Below are 17,283 nucleotides of genomic sequence, written 5' to 3' on the forward strand. Positions count from 1 at the left end.
ACCTGGCCCGCGCAGCCTAGGCTATCGCCCGCCGGCGCCGGTCGTCACGCGCGATCTGCAACCCCCTTGGCCCGGGCGCGAGCGTCCAGCGGCCGGCCTCCACAAGGTCAGGGTCGAGCTTGGAGGCGATGGTGGCGGCCTCCATCACCAGGTCCGCGCCGATCCTTGGCGGCACGACGTCCACCGTCTGAGCCATCAGCCGCGCGGCCACGACCGACAGCGCGATCGGCCAATGCGCCTCGTTCAGCCCCGGCTCGTCGGCCATCTCAAGCGGCATGGGGGCGGTGACGATCCGCCGTACGGCCGGCCACAGCACGCGCAGCAGGTCCTGCGGCCGGGCCACGCCCTCGCGGCCCTTGGCGGGCGAGAGCCGGCCAAGCTGGCCCTCCGCCGCCGTCTTGGCGATCCGCCGCTCGAGCTCCCAGTAGTCGGGGAACTCCGTACGCTTGACCCCCGCCGCCGCGGCGGCCTGCACCACGAAACGCTGCAGCGGAAAGCCGTGGCCGAAGCCCAGAAGCAGGGGCGCGTTGATCCAGCGGCCGGCCAGGAAGCGGCGGCTCTCCTTGTCCTGCCGCAGCATCAGGCTCTCCGGCGCCACCAGGTCGCGCCGCGCGGTGAGCAGTTCGCCCTGCTCCAGGGCCGAGTTCTGGGCGGCGAAGCCCACCAGGGCGCCGGCCGCGGTCAGCAGGCTCTGGGCGTGCGCGCCCGTGGCGGGGATCTTGCGCAGCAGGAGCTGGCGCACCGCCGAGGTCGCCAGGTTCGCCCGGGTGACGGACTCCGGCTCCCAGGGGAAGCGCTCCTGGCGTTGCACTGGCGCAGGCGGCATCGCGGACTCCGGCCGATCGAGGCCTGAAGCCTAGCCCACCAACCGTTGAGCCTTTGCAACCGCACGTGGTGAACGTCGGGTAAGGCGCCTGCGGCCTTTGCGGCGTTGCACAATGGGCCGCGAAGCTCTATTTTCCCAGGTTCTCTCCCCGTCCCGAGGATTTCATGGCTCGCGTCACTGTCGAAGACTGCATCGAAAAGGTTCCGAACCGCTTCAACCTCGTGCTCCTGGCGGCGCACCGGGCCCGGGCTATCTCGGCCGGCGCCCAGATCCTGGTCGATCGCGACAACGACAAGAACCCGGTCGTCTCCCTGCGCGAGATCGCCGACGACGTGGTCGACGCCGAGGAATTGCGCGAGGCCCTGATCGGCACCCTGCAACGCGTCGACGAGCGTTCGGAAGCCGAGGAAGAGGCCGAGACCCTGGCCCTGCTGGCCGATCCCACCCACATGCAGATGAGCGAGCTCGAACTGGTGCGCGCCCTGCAGAGCGACCGCGACGGCGGCCAGGAGGAGCGGTACTGAGCCCGGAAGGCGCAGAACCCCTCCCAATCCAGGCGGCGCCCGACCCCGCCGCCCCGCTGAAAGACGCCCCCATGTCCGGGACGCCTGAGGCCTCCGACACAGCCTCGGCCAAGCCGGCGTCCAAGACGCCGGCCGCCGCCAAACGTCCCAAGATGCTGCGGCAGTTCGAGCTGATCGAGAAGGTCCGCTCCTACGACCCGACCGCTGACGAGGCGCTGCTGAACCGCGCCTATGTCTATGCGATGCGCATGCACGGGGCGCAGAAGCGGGCGTCCGGCGATCCCTACTTCGCCCACCCCATCGAGGTGGCGGGCATCCTCACCGATTACCGCCTCGACACCGCGACCATCGTCACGGCCCTGCTGCACGACGTGATCGAGGACACCCCGGTCACCCGCGCCGAGATCGACGAACTGTTCGGGGCGGAGATCGGCGAGCTGGTGGAAGGCGTGACCAAGCTCTCCAAGCTGGAGCTCTCCTCCGAGCACCTGCGCCAGGCGGAGAACCTGCGGAAGTTCATCCTGGCGATCAGCCGCGACGTGCGCGTCCTGATGGTCAAGCTCGCCGACCGGCTGCACAACATGCGCACGCTGCAGTACATCTCCAGCCCCGCCAAGCGCGAGCGGATCGCCCGCGAGACACTGGACATCTACGCGCCGCTCGCCCGCTCCATCGGCGTGCACCGCATCACCACCGAGCTCGAGGAGCTGGCCTTCGAGCACCTGAACCCGGTGGCCCGCGACGCCATCGGCCGCCGGCTCGACACCCTGCGCCGCGAGCAGGGCGGGGCGGTCAGCCTGGTCAGCCAGGAGATTTCCGCCCGGCTCGACACCGCCGGCGTGCCGGCCCGGGTCTTCGGGCGCGAGAAGAACCCCTATTCGATCTGGCGGAAGCTGCAGCGCAAGTCGATCGGCTTCTCCCAGCTCTCCGATATCTACGCCTTCCGGGTGATCACCGACACGGAGGAGGACTGCTACCGCGCGCTCGGCGTCATCCACCGCGCCTGGCCCTCGATCCCCGAGCGGTTCAAGGACTTCATCTCCACGCCCAAGCGCAACAACTACCGCTCGCTGCACACCACCGTGGTCGGGCCGCGCGGCATGCGCATCGAGATGCAGATCCGCACCGAGGCCATGGACCGGGTGGCCGAGGAGGGCGTCGCCGCCCACTGGCGCTACAAGGACGAGTCCTACGGCTTCGACCTGGAGCACCAGCAGGCCGCCGGCGGTCGCGATCCGCTGGTGAACCTGCGCCACCTGGTCCAGGTGCTGGAGCACGGGGGCGACCCCGAGGAGCTGATGGAGCACGCCAAGCTCGAGATGTTCCTCGACCAGGCCTTCGTCTTCACGCCCAAGGGCCGCCTGGTCAGCCTGCCCACCGGCGCCATGCCGCTGGACTTCGCCTACGCCCTGCACACCGACATCGGCGACACCTGCATCGGGGTGAAGATCAACGGCGAGCTGAAGCCTTTGCGCACGGTCCTCCAGAACGGCGACGTGGTGGAGGTGATCCGCGGCGGCAAGCCCGTGGTGCCGCCGGACTGGCGTTCGATCACCGTCACCGGCCGCGCCCGCTCGGCGATCCGCCGCCATATCCGCCAGACGGAGAAGGAGGAGTTCACGAGGCTCGGCCGCGCCACCGTCGACCAGACCTTCGCCGCCGCCGGCCGCTCGCGGAAGGACGTCTCGCTCCGCCCCGCCTTCGACCGCTTCGCCGTGGCCACCGAGGACGAGCTGTTCGACGCTGTCGGCCGCGGCCGCGTCGCGCCCGCCCAGGTGCTGGAGGCCCTGTTCCCGGGCCTCAAGGCCGAGGAGAAGAAGGCCGCGTCCGCTCGCCACCGCATTGAGGACGGCCGCGCGGCTCGGCTCTACGTCCGGGGCGGCGGCCTGACGCCCGGCGTCAGCATCCACTTCGACGAGGGCTGTTCGCCGCTGCCGGGCGACCGGATCGTCGGTATCCTGGAGCCGGACAGCAAGGGCCTCACCGTCCACACCATCGACTGCGAGCGTCTGGCCGCCTTCGAGGACCAGGAGGACGTCTGGCGCGACCTGCAGTGGACCCCGGAAGCCGAACGCAACGCCGTCGCCCGCGCCAAGCTGATCGCCACCATTCGCAATGCGCCCGGCGTGCTGGGCCAGGTCTGCACCATCATCGGCGAGGCCGGCGGCAACATCGTCCAGCTGCGCATGCACCACCGCCAGGCCGACTTCTTCGATGTGGACATCGACGTCGACGTCAACGACGCCCGCCACCTGACCCACATCGCCGCCGCCCTGCGCGCCAACCCCAGCGTAGAGACCGTGGAACGGCGGAAGGCCTAGGGCCTCGGAATTCGGAGAAAATCTGCACGGGGATGTCGGATTCGGCCAACCTCGTTCGTCGTTCCGATGAGACCGCCAAGAGGGGCGGCTCGAACAGGGAGAGAGACGATGCGGGTCATGGTGTTCGGAATGGCCACGGAGGGCGTCGAAAAGGGCGAGCCGCCCACCGCCGAGGCTTGGGCGGCGATGGACCGCTTCATGGAGGATCTGGCCGAGGCCGGCGTCCTCGTGGCGGCTGCGGGGCTCAAGCCCACTTCGGAGGGCAAGGAACTCCTCTTCGACGGCGACGAGATCATGGTCGTCGATGGGCCTTTCGCCGAGGCCAAGGAGGTGGTCGCCGGCTTCTCGATCTGGGAGGTCAGGGACATGGACGAGGCCGTCGCCTGGGCGAAGCGCAGCCCCAATCCTACGTCGGGCCAGAGCCGGATGGTGATCCGGCCGTTCTTCGAGGTGGCGGACATCGCCGAATACCTGACGCCCGAAGACCTGGCCTCGCCCCGCACGGGCGAGCGCGCGCAGCTCGGCGTCGCCTGACGCCGTGGGCCTGCGGCGGCGGGCCTAGGCTGAGGCCGCCGCGGCCTTGGCCTGGGCCGCCGCCTGGGCCGCGACGCCCGCGACGGCGTCACGGGTCTCGGCGATCAGTCGCGCGGCGATGGGGTCCGACTGGACCGCGCGCCAATAGGCCGACAGCTTCGGCAGGCCGGGCAGGGGATCGGGCGTCCCGAATAGGCCGGGGATCCACTCCGCCGCCAGCACCAGTTGCGGGACGATGGCGCCGTCGGCCTGGGTGAGCCCACCGCCCACGGCATAGCCGTCCTCACCGATGTAGCCTTCCAGATAGCCCAGGGCCTCGGCCACCTTGCCCACCGCCGCCTCAATGACCGCCGGGTCCCAGTGCCGACGCGAGCGGCCGGACAGGTTGAACAGCGGGACCATGGCCATCACCACGTAGACGTCGCAGATTCGGCTGAGCAGCCGCATCCGCGCGCGGCCCCAGGGGTCGGCGGGGCGCAGGGCGGGCTCCGGATAGGCGTCCTCCAGGTACTCGCAGATCACCTCGGACTCCGGCAGGGTGCGGCCGTCGTCCAGCACCAGCGCCGGCACCCGGCCGATCGGATTGATCTGCAGGTAGTCGCCCTTGGCCTCCGTCGAGGCGTGGAAACCCGGCGGCTCGATGATCTCGACCTCAAGGCCCTTCGCGTAGATCAGGAGCCGCACCCGCGTCGGGAACGGCGAGGCGTAGGTCTGGTAGAGTTTCATGGCGGTGATCCCTTGCCCGAAGCCTCAACCTTACGCGTCCTCCCCTTGTGGGAGGAGGTGGCCTGCGAAGCAGGTCGGAGGTGGGGTCCCTCGGCCTCTCGGCGGAGTCCGATGTTCAGGTTTCGCGCGGAGAGGGGAGCGCGACGCCACCTCCGTCAGCCTTCGGCCGCCACCTCCTCCCACAAGTGGAGGAGGAATCTGATCTAAGCCGCCAGCTTGTGGCGCTTCTCGGCCTGCCAGTCGCTGATGATGCGGTTGATGATGTAGGGCGGGGTCCAGCCGAAGTCGCCGTCGGCATCGGGGTCGTCGGCCAGGAACAGCGGCGTGAACACCTTGTAGTTCTGCTCGATGATCGCCTCGCAGAACGAACGCAAGAGCTCCGGGTCGGTCAGGTGGCGGCCGATGCTGTCATCGCGCGCCTCGGTCCGCGCGCCCGCGCCCACCGGCAGCCAGATCATCGGATAGGGCTGGTTGTCCACCACGCCCCGCAGCTTCTGGGCGCCGGAGAAGTGCAGCGGCAGCGGCTCGTCGGACTGGCCGTAGGAACTGGTGAGCAGGAAGGCCAGGTCCGCCGAGATGACCATCCGGCGCGGGGTCGACCAGCCGGACAGACGGAAGCCGGTGTCGATGGAAGGCCCCACGAAGTCGCGGATGATGTCGCCGCGGTTCTTGCCCTCGTACCACTGCTCGCGCATCTCGGCCTGGACCAGGATGGCGTCGTCCTTGCCGTCGCCGCGGAACTGCACCCCGTTGCGGCGGAAGAAGACCTCGGAATTGGGCGACGGGAACAGCGCGATCCAGGCTGTCGACTTGACGTCCATGTCCTCGGAGAGCGTCGCCAGGTCGCAGCGGTAGGCGGAAAGCGCCGCCAGCCAGATGTGGATCGCGTCGACCGCCTGGGCCCGCGTGGTCAGGTCGCAGGTGTAGAGCAGCTCGTCGCCGTTGGATTTCCAGAATTCGGGCGGGGCGATGAGCGCGTTGCTGCGCTGACGGAAGGCCCGGTACTGCTGATGAACGATGTAGTCGAAGTCGCGGTAGAAATTGAGGATCGCCGGTAGCCAGGCCTGGCGCGACTGCTTGAACGCCGTCGAGCCCACCAGGTCGACGCTGAGGAACAGCCGCAAACGGGGCTTCAAGCCCTCGGGGAGGTCTGCGGGGAAGGCCTTCCTCTCGTTTGGCGGCGTCACGTGACGGTCTCGTTCCTTAGAAGCCAGCGGCCGAAGGGAGCGGCCGCACGACGCCGGAGCCGGGCGTCGGGCTTCCCAACCGGCCCGTGGCGTCCAACGTCGACGGCTTAGGCTGTAAACGATGGTGTCTTCGGACCAGTTAAGATCGACGGTTAAATAATTTTGACCACGAAAGCCCGGCTGAGGGGCTTCCAGAGCGCCAGGATGATCAGCCCACCCAGGCCGGCTGCGGCGCAGTGCAGCAGCCAGAAGGCTTCTGGACGCATCCGTTCGTAGAACTGGCCGACCCAGCCCACCAGCAGGGAGCCAGCGAACACCGACAGGAAATAGACGCCAATCATCAACGAATTGATCGCCGGCGGCGCGGCCCGCGAGAACAGCGCCATGCCGATCGGATAGACGAACAGGTAGGCCGTCTGGATCATCAGGTGGAAGCCCAGCACCCAGACCAGCGCCACCTTCGTGGGTCCGCTCACCGCGCAGGCCAGGGCCAGAAGGGCGTAGGCGCTCACCGCCAGGCCGCAGCCGGTGGCCATCTTGCCGAGCGCCGAGGGCTCGGCCCCGCGCCGGGCCTGGACGCTCCACAGGCCGATCAACACGGGCGCGAGCGTGATGCCGACGATGGCGCTCACAGACTGCAGCCAGGTGATCGGCAGGACGAAGCCGCCGATCCGCCGGTCGAGGTGGCTCCTGGCCCAGATCATGTAGGCGTTCAGCACCTCGCCGTTGGCGATCCAGAACAGGGCGATCACCGCCAGGAGCACGCCCATGGCCGCCAGCACCGGTAGGTCCTGAGCCGTCAGCCGCGCGGCCTCGGCGCGGCGGGGCGCGCCCTTCGGCGGCAGGGTGTCGGGGGGCAGGCGGCTGTAGCCGGCCAGGTAGATTCCCAGGCTGATCAGCATGCCGACCCCGGCCGCGCCGAAGCCCCAGTGCCAGCCCACGACCTCGCCCAGGGTGCCGCACACCAGAGGCGCGGAGAACACGCCCACGTTGGCGGCCATGTAGAAGAGCTGGAAGGCGTCGGCGCGTCTGCGGTCCGCGCCGCGGTAGAGGTTGCCGACCTGCGCGGAGATGTTCCCCTTCAAGAGGCCGCAGCCGAGGATCAGCAGGGCGAGCGCCAGCAGGAACGGCCCCTCGAAGGCCATCAGGAAGTGGCCGGCCGCCATCATCGTCCCGCCGACCAGCACTGATCGCTTCTGGCCCAGCACCTGGTCGCCGATCAGGCCACCGAATACCGGGGTCAGCGAGCAGAGCCCGGCGTAGAGGCCGAACACCTCCGAGGCCGTGGCCTGCGGGCTCATCGGCCCGAACACCGTCTGCAAGAGGGCGTGGAAGGCGCCGAATCCGGCCACATGCTCCACATGCCCGGGCGTGAGCAGCTGGCTGGTCATGTAGAGCACCAGGAGCGCCTGCATGCCGTAGAAGGAGAACCGCTCGAAGGCCTCCATGAAGCTGAGATAGGCCAGGCCCGGCGGGTGGCCCGCGAAGCCGCGGTCCCCGGCGGCCGGCGGGGCGGCCTCCGGCGCGAGGGGGATCTCGGTTTCGGCGAGCGCCATGGCCGCAGGCTTTCAGGCCGCAACCTTCGCCGCAAGAGGCGATCCTCGGAGGCGCGCCCTAAGGCGCCGTGCTGCCCGCGGAATCGGCGCGGCGGAACAGCGACAGCCGCTCGCCCTTGACGGTGCGCCGCCAGGGGCCGCCGGGGGGCGTTTCGGGGCCGGTCACCACCACCGCGGCCGAGGTGGCCAGCGCATAGGCCGCCGCCGGGCCGGACGGGCCGAATTCCACCCAAGGCCGCGCCTCCAGGCCCAGGAAGACCAGGTGGGCCTCATTGACCTCCTTGGCCAGCAGCAGGATGTCGCCCTGCGGCGGCAGGGCGGCGTGGATCTCATGCAGGTCGCGGTCCAAGGCGGCGCGCTCCGCCACCAGCGGGCCCAGCCAGCTGTGGTCCAGATAGGTCGACAGTACGCCGAGCGCCAGGAAGAGGCCGAGCCCCGCCGCCGCTACGCGCCGCCGCAGCGCCACGATAGCCGCCGCCGCGACGCCAGCCGCCGCCGCCAGCGCCTGATAGGGGATGCTCGTCCCCAGGTTGGCCCGCACCGGATCGGGGTGGAAGAAGGCCAGCAGACTGGCGGCGTCCCAGGGAAAGACCGTTTCCCCGGCGCGGAAGCAGGCCAGCAGGCCCGCCAGCCCCGCCAGCATCACCCCGGCGCAGGCAAACGCCAGGCGCCCTCCCAGCGGCCGGACCAGCGGCGGCGCGGCGGCCAGCCACAGCAGCGGAATCAGGAATTCGAAGTAGCGGCCGAACAGGTGCTGGATCTCGTGCGGATCGCCGGTGACCTCGCGCACGAAGAGCGCGGTCATCGCCAGGGTTGCGGCCATGGACAGCGCCAGCATCAGGAACACCAGTTGCCGCCCGTCGGGCTTGAACCGCCCGGACTGGGCGCGCCAGCCGCTCCAGACCTCCGCGAGGCCGATCGTCAGGGGGGCGCCGGCCAGCAGGGCCACCGACGAGACCATCGCCGCCAGGCCGAACGCCGCCATGGCCCAGCCCTCCGACGCCCGCGCCTGGCCAAGCGCCGCGCCGTAGAAGGCGCCGACAAAGAATGTCCAGGCGCTGGCGCTGTGCTCCTCGGCGGCCCACTGGATGAGGTTGCCAACGGTGAAGAAGGCCGTGGCGAACAACGCCAGCCGCAAGGGCAGCCGCCGCCACGCGGTGGCGTCACGCGGGTCGAGGACCGCGGTGTCGAGGATCATCACCGTCGCGAGCGCGCCCACTTCGGCGATCCCGGTCGGCTTGACAAGCACCAGCGCCGCGCCGATCGCCCCGGCCACGGCGGCATGGACCATGGGCCGGCTGCGCATCCAGCGCCCGGTCGCCAGGCAGAAGAGCGCCAGCACGCCCACGAACAGCCCCTCGGCCAGGTCGGAAAAGGCGAAGCGGTAGTAGGGGAAGGCGAGCGCAATCAGGGCCATCGTCGCCTGGTCGCGGCGCGGCAGTCCTCGCACGCTCGCCTGCCAGACCAGTAGCAGGCCCGCCAGATAGGCCGCAGCGTTGACCATCCGGTCGCCGACCACCAGCGGCGCGCCCAGGTAGTAGAGCGCCCGGATCACGCTGAAATCGAGACCGTTGCTCACCGCCGCCACCGCCGGGTAGCGCGCCACCTGGGCTGGCGCATACATCGCTCGGATCAGATAGGTCGCCTCGTCGCCGGCGAAGATCGGCTGGGGCATGGCTAGCCGGCTGGCGTAGAAGCCAAGGATCGCCAGGGTCACCGCGGCGGCGGCGATAAGTCCGATACGCTGGATAGACACGCGATGCCCGCTAGGCGTCTGGTGAAACACTCCGGAGACTATCACGACAATCGAGACACAATCACAACAGTCACAATCGCTGCGCGCGGAAAGATATCAATGGTTGTCGATCGGGACCCGTAGGGCGACTCAGCGCCCCGTCGCGGCGGGGGCGGGCAGGTGGGCCAGGACGAACTCGACGCCGCGTACGGCGCTGTCCCCATAGGTCTCGCCCAGGATGGTGGTGTGCGAGGCGCCCTTGACCGCCTCGAAGGTCCCGAACTTGGCGGCCCGTTCGGGCGCGCGGCGCGGGTCGGCGGGATTGTCGCCCTCGCCACGGTCGACAACGATTACGGAGACGGGCCAGTTGGGGTCGTAGGGGGCGACGGCTTCGGCCTCATGGGCGCTGCGGCCCCAGTTCTCCACCTCCTCGGCGGCGGTGCGGGCGTGGTGGCCCGAGACATAGGCATGGCGTTTCTCCGCGCTGCCCTGCGGCGGCAGGCCGATGCGGTCGCCGGCCGGCCAGTAGAGGGGCAGGGTGGCGCCCACGCTCGCCGACACCGCCGCCACCTTCGACAGCGTGGTGAAGGCGCCGATGAATTTCTCGGTCCCTGGACTGTCGATCTGCTCGGGCGTGGTGGCCTCGATCAGGACCAGGCCCGCCACCTTGTCCGGATTGCGCCCGGCGAACATCCGCACATAGAGCCCGGCCATTGAGTGGCCCACCAGGATGAACGGCCCACGCTCGCCCGAGGCGGCGATCAGCTTCTCCAGGTCCTCGGTGATGGTCTGCGCATCACGCGGATGCGGGCCCGGGTCGGACCAGCCCATGCCGGCGCGGTCGTAGGCGCAAGAGCGCAGGCCCTTGGCGGTCAGCTTCTCCTGGATCGCCGCGAAGTCGGCCGCCAGGCCGAACGCGCCCGGTTCAAACCAGACGGTGGGCGTAGGACCGGCTGGCGGCCCGGCGCAGACCAGCCGCAGCCTTCGCCCGCCGATGTCCACATAGGTCCCGGCCGGCTTGAACGGTCCGGCTACAGCCGCGATCACCGCGCCGGCGGCGATCCAGGCGGCGACGGCGAGGACAACGGCGAGCAGCATCCGGATCAAAACCCTGCGCATGGGCCCCACCTAAGGCCGTGATTCGCACAGCTGCAACCGCGCCCCGTCGCGCGCCTCCGCCGCCATCTTCGCAAGTCCGCGAAACCGGGCTATCCAGCGGCCATGAACACCGAACAGGTCCTCGACGAATTCCGCGGCGCCGGCGCCTTGCGCGAAGGCCACTTCATCCTAGCTTCGGGCCGGCATTCGCCCATGTTCCTGCAGAAGAACCTGGTCTTCCAGTTCCCCGAGCGCACCGCGCGGCTCTGCAAGGCCCTGGCCGAGAAGATCGAGGCGGCGGTTGGCAAGCCCGACGTCATCGTCTCGCCGGCGGTGGGCGCGATCATCCCGGGCTATGAGACCGCCCGCTGGCTGGGCGTGCCGGCGCTCTATGTGGAGCGTGAGGACGGCGCCTTCCGCCTGCGCCGCGCCTTCAAGATCGAGAAGGGCGCCAAGGTCGTCGTGATCGAGGATGTCATCACCACCGGCGGCTCGTTCCGCGAGGCGGTCCAGCCGATCGCCGAGGCCGGCGGCGAAGTGCTCTGCTGCGCCTGCATCGTCGACCGTTCCGGCGGCAAGGCGGATGTGGGCTTCCCCCTGGTGGCGCTCGCCACCGTCGACGTCCCCTCCTACGCCCCTGACGAAATCCCCCCGGAACTGGCCGCCATCCCGGCGGAGGAGCCGGGCTCGAAGCGGTTGAAGGCCTAGCTCTCGTCATCCCGGAAGCCGCGCAGCGGCTGTCCGGGACCCAGACGCGCGGCGTTTCCGGTTGCAGCGCCGTCTTGCGAACCCATTTGGATTTGAGTCTATGGGTCCCGGACAAGCGCTGCCGCGCTTTCCGGGATGACACCAAGGGGTGTTGGTTATGAGCAAGCTCAGGCTCGGCGTGAACATCGACCACGTGGCCACGGTGCGGAACGCCCGCGGCGAGGGCTATCCCGACCCGGTGCGGGCCGCGGAAATGGCGCTGGCCGCCGGGGCCGATGGGATCACCGCCCACCTGCGCGAGGACCGCCGCCACATCTCCGACGCCGACATCGATTCGCTGGCCGTCATCTGCCGCCGCCGCGGCCGGCCGCTGAACCTCGAGATGGCGGTGACGCCGGAGATGGAGGCCATTGCGCTCGCCCACCGGCCGCACGCCGCCTGCCTGGTGCCGGAGCGGCGCGAGGAGGTCACCACCGAGGGCGGCCTCGACGTGGTCAAGGGCCACAACTCGATCGCCCCCGTGGTGCAAAAGCTCGTCGACGCCGGCATCCGCGTCTCCTGCTTCATCGACGCCGACCTCGCCCAGGTGGCCGCGTCGAAGTCCGCCGGGGCCCAGGTGGTGGAGCTGCACACCGGCGCCTACTGCCAGGCGGTGCGCGAACGCCGCCCCGAGGCCGACCATCTGCTCGATGGCCTGCGCCGGGCCGCCGCCGAGGCCCACCGCCTGGGTCTGGAGGTCCACGCCGGCCACGGCATCGACTACGAGACGGTCGGGCCCGTCGCCGCCATCCCGGAACTGATGGAGCTCAACATCGGCCACTTCCTGATCGGCGAGGCGATCTTCATCGGCCTCGGTCCTGCGATCCAGCGGATGCGCGCCCTGATGGACGAAGCCCGGTCCGTGCGGGCCGCATGATCGTCGGCATCGGCTCCGACCTCTCCGACATCCGCCGGATCGAGAAGACCCTGGAGCGCCACGGCGAGCGCTTCACGAACCGCATTTTCACCGAGCTGGAGCGCGTCCGTTCCGAGCGCAAGGCCGACCGCGCTGCCTCCTATGCCAAGCGCTTCGCCGCCAAGGAGGCCTGCGCCAAGGCGCTGGGCACCGGCATGCGCCGCGGCGTCTTCTGGCGCGACATGGGGGTGGTCAACCTGCGCTCGGGACAGCCGACCATGGCGCTGACCGGCGGCGCCCAGGCCCGCCTGCTGGAGATCATGCCGCCCGGCTGCCGCCCGGCGATCCACCTGAGCCTCACCGACGACCACCCCTACGCCCAGGCCTTCGTGATCATCGAGGCCCTGCCGGAGTGATCGCCGTCTAAGCGAGGGTTCGCGTCAGGCCGGATGGGCTCCCGGCGCGTCGCATTTGGCGAATTTTCCCTTGGCGTCCTTGCACTTCCCGGACTTGGCCTTGGCGACGGCCGAAGCCGGCGCGGCCGCCGCAGTGGCCGACGCCGCGCCCTTGGCGGGGGCCTTGGCCATCGCCGACTTGGTGGGCGCGGCCTTGGCCGAAGCGCCGCCGCAGACTTCAGCCTTGGCGAACTGGCCCTTGGCGTCATGGCAACGCCCGTTGGCGTCGAGCTTCTGGGCGCTCGCCGACCCGGCCAGCAACAGCCCGGCCACGCTGGCCACAAGCATCATTTTGAGCATTTTGTGTCCCTCCGACGCAGATAGCCGCAATCCCCGGCGAATCTCCAACCCACGTCTTCGAGTCGAGTTCCAATATTTATTTCGCAGGTCCGTCACGAAATCGGCATATGGTAGAGCTTGTTATTTTCGACAGAAAATATTCGAGCGAATTGTAATGAATGAAGACTCTCAGTTGCCGCGCAAAAATTGTCACATCGCGATTATTGACTCGAGAACATATCGAGAAAACTTGGCGCGTCGGGCGCGCCGCGCTGCGCCTCAGGGTCGGGCGCGCCCTGCCGCCAGGGCTGTGGCCTGCGCCATGACCGGTTCCCACGCGCCGAACCCCGGGGCGATCAACACCTGGACCTGCGGCGCCCACGGATAGTCATCGGTTCCCAGCCGTGGCCAGCTCGCCGGCGCGCCGATCAGCGCCAGTTCGGCGCCGCTCGCGCCGGCCAGGGCGGCGGTGGCGTTGCCCACGCTGACCGCCAGGTCCAGCGCCGCGCAAAGCGCCGCCAGATCGTCGATGTCCTGCTTCAGGTCGATCCCCGGCGGCTCCAGGATCGTGGCGCCGGCGGCCCGGAACGCCGCCAGCTCCGCGGCGCAGTCCCCGTACTGCAGGTTCACGAACCGCATCCCTGGCGTCGCCAGCAGCGGGACCCACAGCTCCGCCGGCGGATAAAACCGGCGCCGGTCGCCCGTGGCCTTGCCGCTGCGCCAACTGATCCCGATCGCCGGCGCGCCGTCGCCCAGCCAGCCGCGCCAATGCGCGACCCGCGCCGGGTCCGGCATCAGATAGCCGGACGTGGACGGGAAGTCCGCCAGCCGCCGCCGGAACCGGCGCAACAGCGAGCCCATCGGCGCCCAGAGGTCGATCGGCCCCGCGACGCTGGGGGCGCGGCGCAGCGGTCCCGCCGGCCGACGCTCGGTGGCGTAGGCGCTGACCTGCGCATCCGGGAAACTGCGCTGGAACAGGCTGACCAGCCTGGGCTCGACCGCCAGGCTGAGGCGGCCCTGCGGCCCGAGCGCGGCCGCCACGTCGGGCAGGACATTGGCGAACATCAGCTCGTCGCCCAGGCCCTGCTCGGCGACCACCAGCAGACGCTTGCCCTCCAGCGCCGCCTCCGGCGTCCAGCGCGCGCCGGGGACCTCGAAGGTCAGGGGATCGGCCAGGTCGGGGGAGAGGCGGGCCTCATAGGCGTCCCAGCCTAAGGCCAAGTCGCCCTGCGCCAGCAAGAGCGTCGCCCGCGCGAACGCGATCATCGCCGCGTCCGAGGGCTTCACGGCCCAGCGCGCGGCCGCCGCGAAGTCCGCGGCCGCCGCCGCCAGCTCGCCCAGGTCGAAGCGGGCGTTGCCGCGGTTGTAGAGCGCCGTGGCGTGGCGCGGGTCCAGCCGGATCGCCTCGTCCAGGAAGGTGATGGCCAGCGCCGCCTGGCTGTCCTGGGTCAGGGCCACGCCAAGGCTGTTCCACAGCCGGGCCTCGCCGGGATTGGCCAACAGGGCCTGGCGCAGCAGGCCCACCGCCTCGTCGAACTGGCCCAGTTCGCGCAGGGCGCGGGCGCGGCCGTCCACCGCCTCCAGCCGCCCGGGCTCCAGCGCCGCCACCTTCGCCCAGAGGCCCGCCGCCGCCGCGTGCGAGCCCATCCGCCCCGCCAGGCCGGCCAGCGCCGCCAGCAGCTCCGCATCGTCCGGCGCCGCGCCCAGCGCCGTCTCATAGGCGCCGATCGCCCCGGCCAGGTCGCCGGCCTGCTCCAGGGCCCGGCCCTCAGCCAGGGCGGCTTCGACGCGCGCGGAGGGTGCGGACGGCATCGCTCCTATCTACCGACGCCGCAGAGTCGCGTCTGCCCCGGCCTGCGACACTTCCCGCGCGGCTCGGCAGGGCACGGAACTTGCTCGCGGGCGGCGCAACGCGTAGCAACGGCCCGTCCGCGACGGCGGGCGAGACACCAAGGACCCTCTATGAGCGACAGCACCCAGGCGAGCGCGCCCCCCGAGAAATCCGGCGCGATGGCCGAGATCGTCGAGATCGTGAAGACGGTCGTCTACGCCCTGCTGATCGCGCTCTTCCTGCGCGTCCTGTTCTTCCAGCCCTACACCATCCCCTCGGCGTCGATGGAGCCCAACCTCTACGAGGGCGACTACATCATCGTGTCCAAGTGGACCTACGGCTATTCGAAGTACTCGATCCCGTTCGCCCCGCCGCTGTTCCATGGCCGGCTGCTGGAGCAGAAGGCGCACCGCGGCGACATCGTGGTCTTCGCCCTGCCGCACGACCCGCACGTGGACTACATCAAGCGCATCATCGGCATCCCCGGCGACCGCATCCAGATGAAGCACGGCCTGCTCTACCTGAACGGGGTGCAGGTGCCGCGCGTGGCCAAGGGCACCTTCCGCGAGGACAGCGGCTACGGCTTCATGCACGACGTCACCCGCTACCAGGAGACGCTTCCGGGCGGGAAGACCTTCATGACCAACGACTTCGGTCCCGACGGCGACCTCGATAACACCGACGAGTACCTGGTCCCCGAGGGCCACTACTTCATGATGGGCGACAACCGCGACAACTCCTCCGACAGCCGCGTCTCGCCCGAGGCCGGCGGGGTGGGCTACGTCCCGGCGGAGAACCTCGAGGGCAAGGCGCAGATCATCCTTCTGTCCTGGTCCAAGGGCGCCTCGATCTTCAAGCCCTGGACCTGGGTCATGAACCTGCAGCCCAAGCGGTTCTTCAACCTGCTGCAGTGATGAACACGCGCACAGCCGCGATCGCTGAACTGGAACGCCGCATAGGCCACACCTTCGCCGACCGCGATCTCCTGGAGCGGGCGCTGACCCACGCCAGCGTCGGCGACGGGGCCAAGGCCGTGCGCCACAACGAGCGGCTGGAGTTCCTCGGCGACCGGGTGCTGAACCTCTGCGCGGCCGAGCGTCTGATGGCGCTCGATCCCGACGCGCGGGAAGGGGAGATGTCGCGCCGCATGGCGGGGCTGGTGAACTACCACGCCTGCTCCCGCGCCGCCCGGGCCTGCGGCCTGCCGGACGCCCTGCGCCTCTCCGCCAGCGCCACCAAGGTCGGCGCGCGGGAGTCCGACGCGGTGCTGGGCGACGCCTGCGAGGCGCTGATCGCGGCCCTCTACATCGACGGCGGGCTGGAGACGGCGCGGGGCTTCTTCCTCAAGTTCTGGGCCGACGAGTTCGCCCACCTGGACGAGCCGCGCGCCAAGGACCCCAAGACCCAGCTGCAGGAATGGGCGCAAGGCCGCGGCCTGCCGCTGCCGGCCTATGAGCTGGTGGCCCGCGACGGGCCGGACCATGCGCCGCGCTTCACCGTCGCCGTCGCCGTCGAGGGCTATCCGGCCGAACGCGGCCAGGGCCGCTCGCGCCAGGACGCCGAGAAGGCCGCCGCCCAACTTATGCTCGCGAAACACGACAACCCGGAACCCGCCGCCATCGCAACCTCAGACGCCCAACCTTCGGACACCCGCCTATGACCCGCGCAGGATTCGCCGCCGTGATCGGCGCCCCCAACGCGGGCAAGTCTACGCTCACCAACCGGCTGGTCGGGGCCAAGGTCTCCATCGTCACCCAGAAGGTGCAGACCACCCGCTTCCCGGTGCGCGGCGTCGCCATGGAGGGCGAGGCGCAGATCGTGCTGGTCGACACGCCCGGCATCTTCCAGCCGCGCCGCAAGCTCGACCGCGCCATGATCCGCGCCGCCTGGGGCGGAGCGCAGGATGCCGACGTCATCGTCCATCTGGTGGATTCCGTGGCCGAACTGGCCGCCGCGGGCGAGGGCGCCAAGGCCGCCGACCGCCGCGCCGCTGTGGACGTGGAGTCCATTGTCGAGGGCCTGAAGACCAGCGGCAAACAGGCGATCCTGGCGCTGAACAAGATCGACGGCATGAAGCGCGACACCCTGCTCGGCCTGTCGAAAAGGCTTTACGACACAGGGGTCTATTCGGAAGTCTTCATGATCTCCGCCGCCGACGGCTCGGGCGTCGACGACCTGAAGCGGCGCTTGGCCGAGCTGATGCCGGAGAACCCCTGGTTCTATCCCGCCGAGCAGACCGCCGACATCCCCGCGCGCCTCCTGGCCGCCGAGATCACCCGCGAGAAGCTCTACCTGCGGGTCCACGAGGAGCTTCCCTACGCCGCCGCCGTGGAGACCACCGCCTTCGAGGAACGCGCCGACGGCTCGGCCCGCATCGAGCAGACCATCTACGTCGAACGTGAAAGCCAGCGCCCGATCCTGCTCGGCAAGGGCGGCCAGACCCTGAAATGGATCGGCCAGAAGGCCCGCGAGGAGCTCACCGAACTCCTCGACCGCAAGGTCCACCTGTTCCTGACCGTCAAGGTCGACGAACGCTGGGCCGACAAGCGCGAGTTCTACGGCGACGTCGGCCTGGACTTCGACGCGTAGCCCACCCCAATCCGTCATC

Annotated in this window: 17 protein-coding genes; 9 read left to right on the plus strand and 8 right to left on the minus strand. The window is 70.0% G+C overall.

Features of this window, described 5'->3' with window-relative positions:
* Positions 1 to 16 precede the first annotated feature (16 nt).
* Positions 17 to 826 (minus strand): hypothetical protein, encoded by an 810-nt coding sequence (locus E8A49_RS00500; RefSeq protein ID WP_293375194.1) that lies wholly within the window; start codon positions 824 to 826, stop codon positions 17 to 19.
* Positions 827 to 990: 164 nt separating this feature from the next.
* Between E8A49_RS00500 and rpoZ the strand changes: the two genes are divergently transcribed.
* From rpoZ to E8A49_RS00515, 3 genes are all read left to right on the plus strand, one after another.
* Complete coding sequence (gene rpoZ, locus E8A49_RS00505; protein WP_293375197.1) at positions 991 to 1,350, plus strand: DNA-directed RNA polymerase subunit omega; 360 nt, start codon at positions 991 to 993, stop codon at positions 1,348 to 1,350.
* Between the two features lie 152 nt (positions 1,351 to 1,502).
* A complete protein-coding gene (locus tag E8A49_RS00510) occupies positions 1,503 to 3,671 on the plus strand; it encodes a bifunctional (p)ppGpp synthetase/guanosine-3',5'-bis(diphosphate) 3'-pyrophosphohydrolase (RefSeq protein ID WP_293375313.1) in 2,169 nt (722 codons plus the stop codon).
* A gap of 108 nt (positions 3,672 to 3,779) precedes the next feature.
* The gene (locus E8A49_RS00515; RefSeq protein ID WP_293375200.1) at positions 3,780 to 4,205 is read left to right on the plus strand and encodes a YciI family protein; all 426 of its coding nucleotides are present in this window, start codon (positions 3,780 to 3,782) and stop codon (positions 4,203 to 4,205) included.
* Positions 4,206 to 4,229: 24 nt separating this feature from the next.
* On the opposite strand, the gene E8A49_RS00520 is transcribed toward E8A49_RS00515, so the two are convergent.
* The 5 genes from E8A49_RS00520 to E8A49_RS00540 all read right to left on the minus strand — a co-directional run bounded on the left by E8A49_RS00520 (position 4,230) and on the right by E8A49_RS00540 (position 10,528).
* Complete coding sequence (locus tag E8A49_RS00520) at positions 4,230 to 4,931, minus strand: glutathione S-transferase family protein (RefSeq protein ID WP_293375203.1); 702 nt, start codon at positions 4,929 to 4,931, stop codon at positions 4,230 to 4,232.
* Between the two features lie 203 nt (positions 4,932 to 5,134).
* The gene (locus E8A49_RS00525; RefSeq protein WP_293375206.1) at positions 5,135 to 6,055 is read right to left on the minus strand and encodes a hypothetical protein; all 921 of its coding nucleotides are present in this window, start codon (positions 6,053 to 6,055) and stop codon (positions 5,135 to 5,137) included.
* A 215-nt stretch (positions 6,056 to 6,270) separates the two neighbouring features.
* Positions 6,271 to 7,674 carry a peptide MFS transporter gene (locus tag E8A49_RS00530; protein ID WP_293375209.1) on the minus strand — a complete coding sequence of 468 codons (1,404 nt, stop codon included), beginning with the start codon at positions 7,672 to 7,674 and terminating at the stop codon, positions 6,271 to 6,273.
* A 58-nt stretch (positions 7,675 to 7,732) separates the two neighbouring features.
* Entirely contained in the window at positions 7,733 to 9,430 is a 1,698-nt protein-coding gene (locus E8A49_RS00535) for a hypothetical protein (protein WP_293375212.1), read from the minus strand.
* Positions 9,431 to 9,559: 129 nt separating this feature from the next.
* Positions 9,560 to 10,528 carry an alpha/beta hydrolase gene (locus tag E8A49_RS00540; protein WP_293375215.1) on the minus strand — a complete coding sequence of 323 codons (969 nt, stop codon included), beginning with the start codon at positions 10,526 to 10,528 and terminating at the stop codon, positions 9,560 to 9,562.
* A gap of 102 nt (positions 10,529 to 10,630) precedes the next feature.
* Here E8A49_RS00540 and pyrE point away from each other — a divergent pair, with 102 nt between their 5' ends.
* From pyrE to acpS, 3 genes are all read left to right on the plus strand, one after another.
* Complete coding sequence (gene pyrE / locus E8A49_RS00545; protein ID WP_293375218.1) at positions 10,631 to 11,215, plus strand: orotate phosphoribosyltransferase; 585 nt, start codon at positions 10,631 to 10,633, stop codon at positions 11,213 to 11,215.
* Positions 11,216 to 11,372: 157 nt separating this feature from the next.
* Positions 11,373 to 12,131: a pyridoxine 5'-phosphate synthase gene (locus E8A49_RS00550; RefSeq protein WP_293375221.1), complete on the plus strand. Its 759-nt coding sequence runs from the start codon at positions 11,373 to 11,375 to the stop codon at positions 12,129 to 12,131.
* Positions 12,128 to 12,526, plus strand: coding sequence for a holo-ACP synthase (gene acpS / locus E8A49_RS00555; protein WP_293375224.1), 399 nt, complete (start codon positions 12,128 to 12,130; stop codon positions 12,524 to 12,526). Before E8A49_RS00550 ends, acpS begins: the two co-directional genes overlap by 4 nt.
* Positions 12,527 to 12,550: 24 nt before the next feature.
* Here the strand turns inward: acpS and E8A49_RS00560 are convergent, their stop codons facing one another.
* Positions 12,551 to 12,865, minus strand: a complete 315-nt coding sequence (locus E8A49_RS00560) for a hypothetical protein (protein ID WP_293375227.1) — start codon at positions 12,863 to 12,865, stop codon at positions 12,551 to 12,553.
* Between the two features lie 258 nt (positions 12,866 to 13,123).
* On the minus strand, positions 13,124 to 14,656 hold the full coding sequence (locus E8A49_RS00565; RefSeq protein ID WP_293375230.1) for a tetratricopeptide repeat protein: 1,533 nt from the start codon (positions 14,654 to 14,656) through the stop codon (positions 13,124 to 13,126).
* A gap of 150 nt (positions 14,657 to 14,806) precedes the next feature.
* Between E8A49_RS00565 and lepB the strand changes: the two genes are divergently transcribed.
* The 3 genes from lepB to era are packed head-to-tail and all read left to right on the plus strand — an operon-like array spanning position 14,807 to position 17,264.
* Complete coding sequence (lepB, locus tag E8A49_RS00570) at positions 14,807 to 15,589, plus strand: signal peptidase I (RefSeq protein WP_293375232.1); 783 nt, start codon at positions 14,807 to 14,809, stop codon at positions 15,587 to 15,589.
* The gene (rnc, locus tag E8A49_RS00575; RefSeq protein WP_293375235.1) at positions 15,589 to 16,335 is read left to right on the plus strand and encodes a ribonuclease III; all 747 of its coding nucleotides are present in this window, start codon (positions 15,589 to 15,591) and stop codon (positions 16,333 to 16,335) included. Before lepB ends, rnc begins: the two co-directional genes overlap by 1 nt.
* On the plus strand, positions 16,332 to 17,264 hold the full coding sequence (gene era, locus E8A49_RS00580; RefSeq protein WP_293375237.1) for a GTPase Era: 933 nt from the start codon (positions 16,332 to 16,334) through the stop codon (positions 17,262 to 17,264). Before rnc ends, era begins: the two co-directional genes overlap by 4 nt.
* Positions 17,265 to 17,283 lie beyond the last annotated feature (19 nt).

The sequence above is a fragment of the Phenylobacterium sp. genome, assembly GCF_004799515.1.
In the GTDB taxonomy this organism is placed as follows: Bacteria; Pseudomonadota; Alphaproteobacteria; order Caulobacterales; family Caulobacteraceae; genus Phenylobacterium.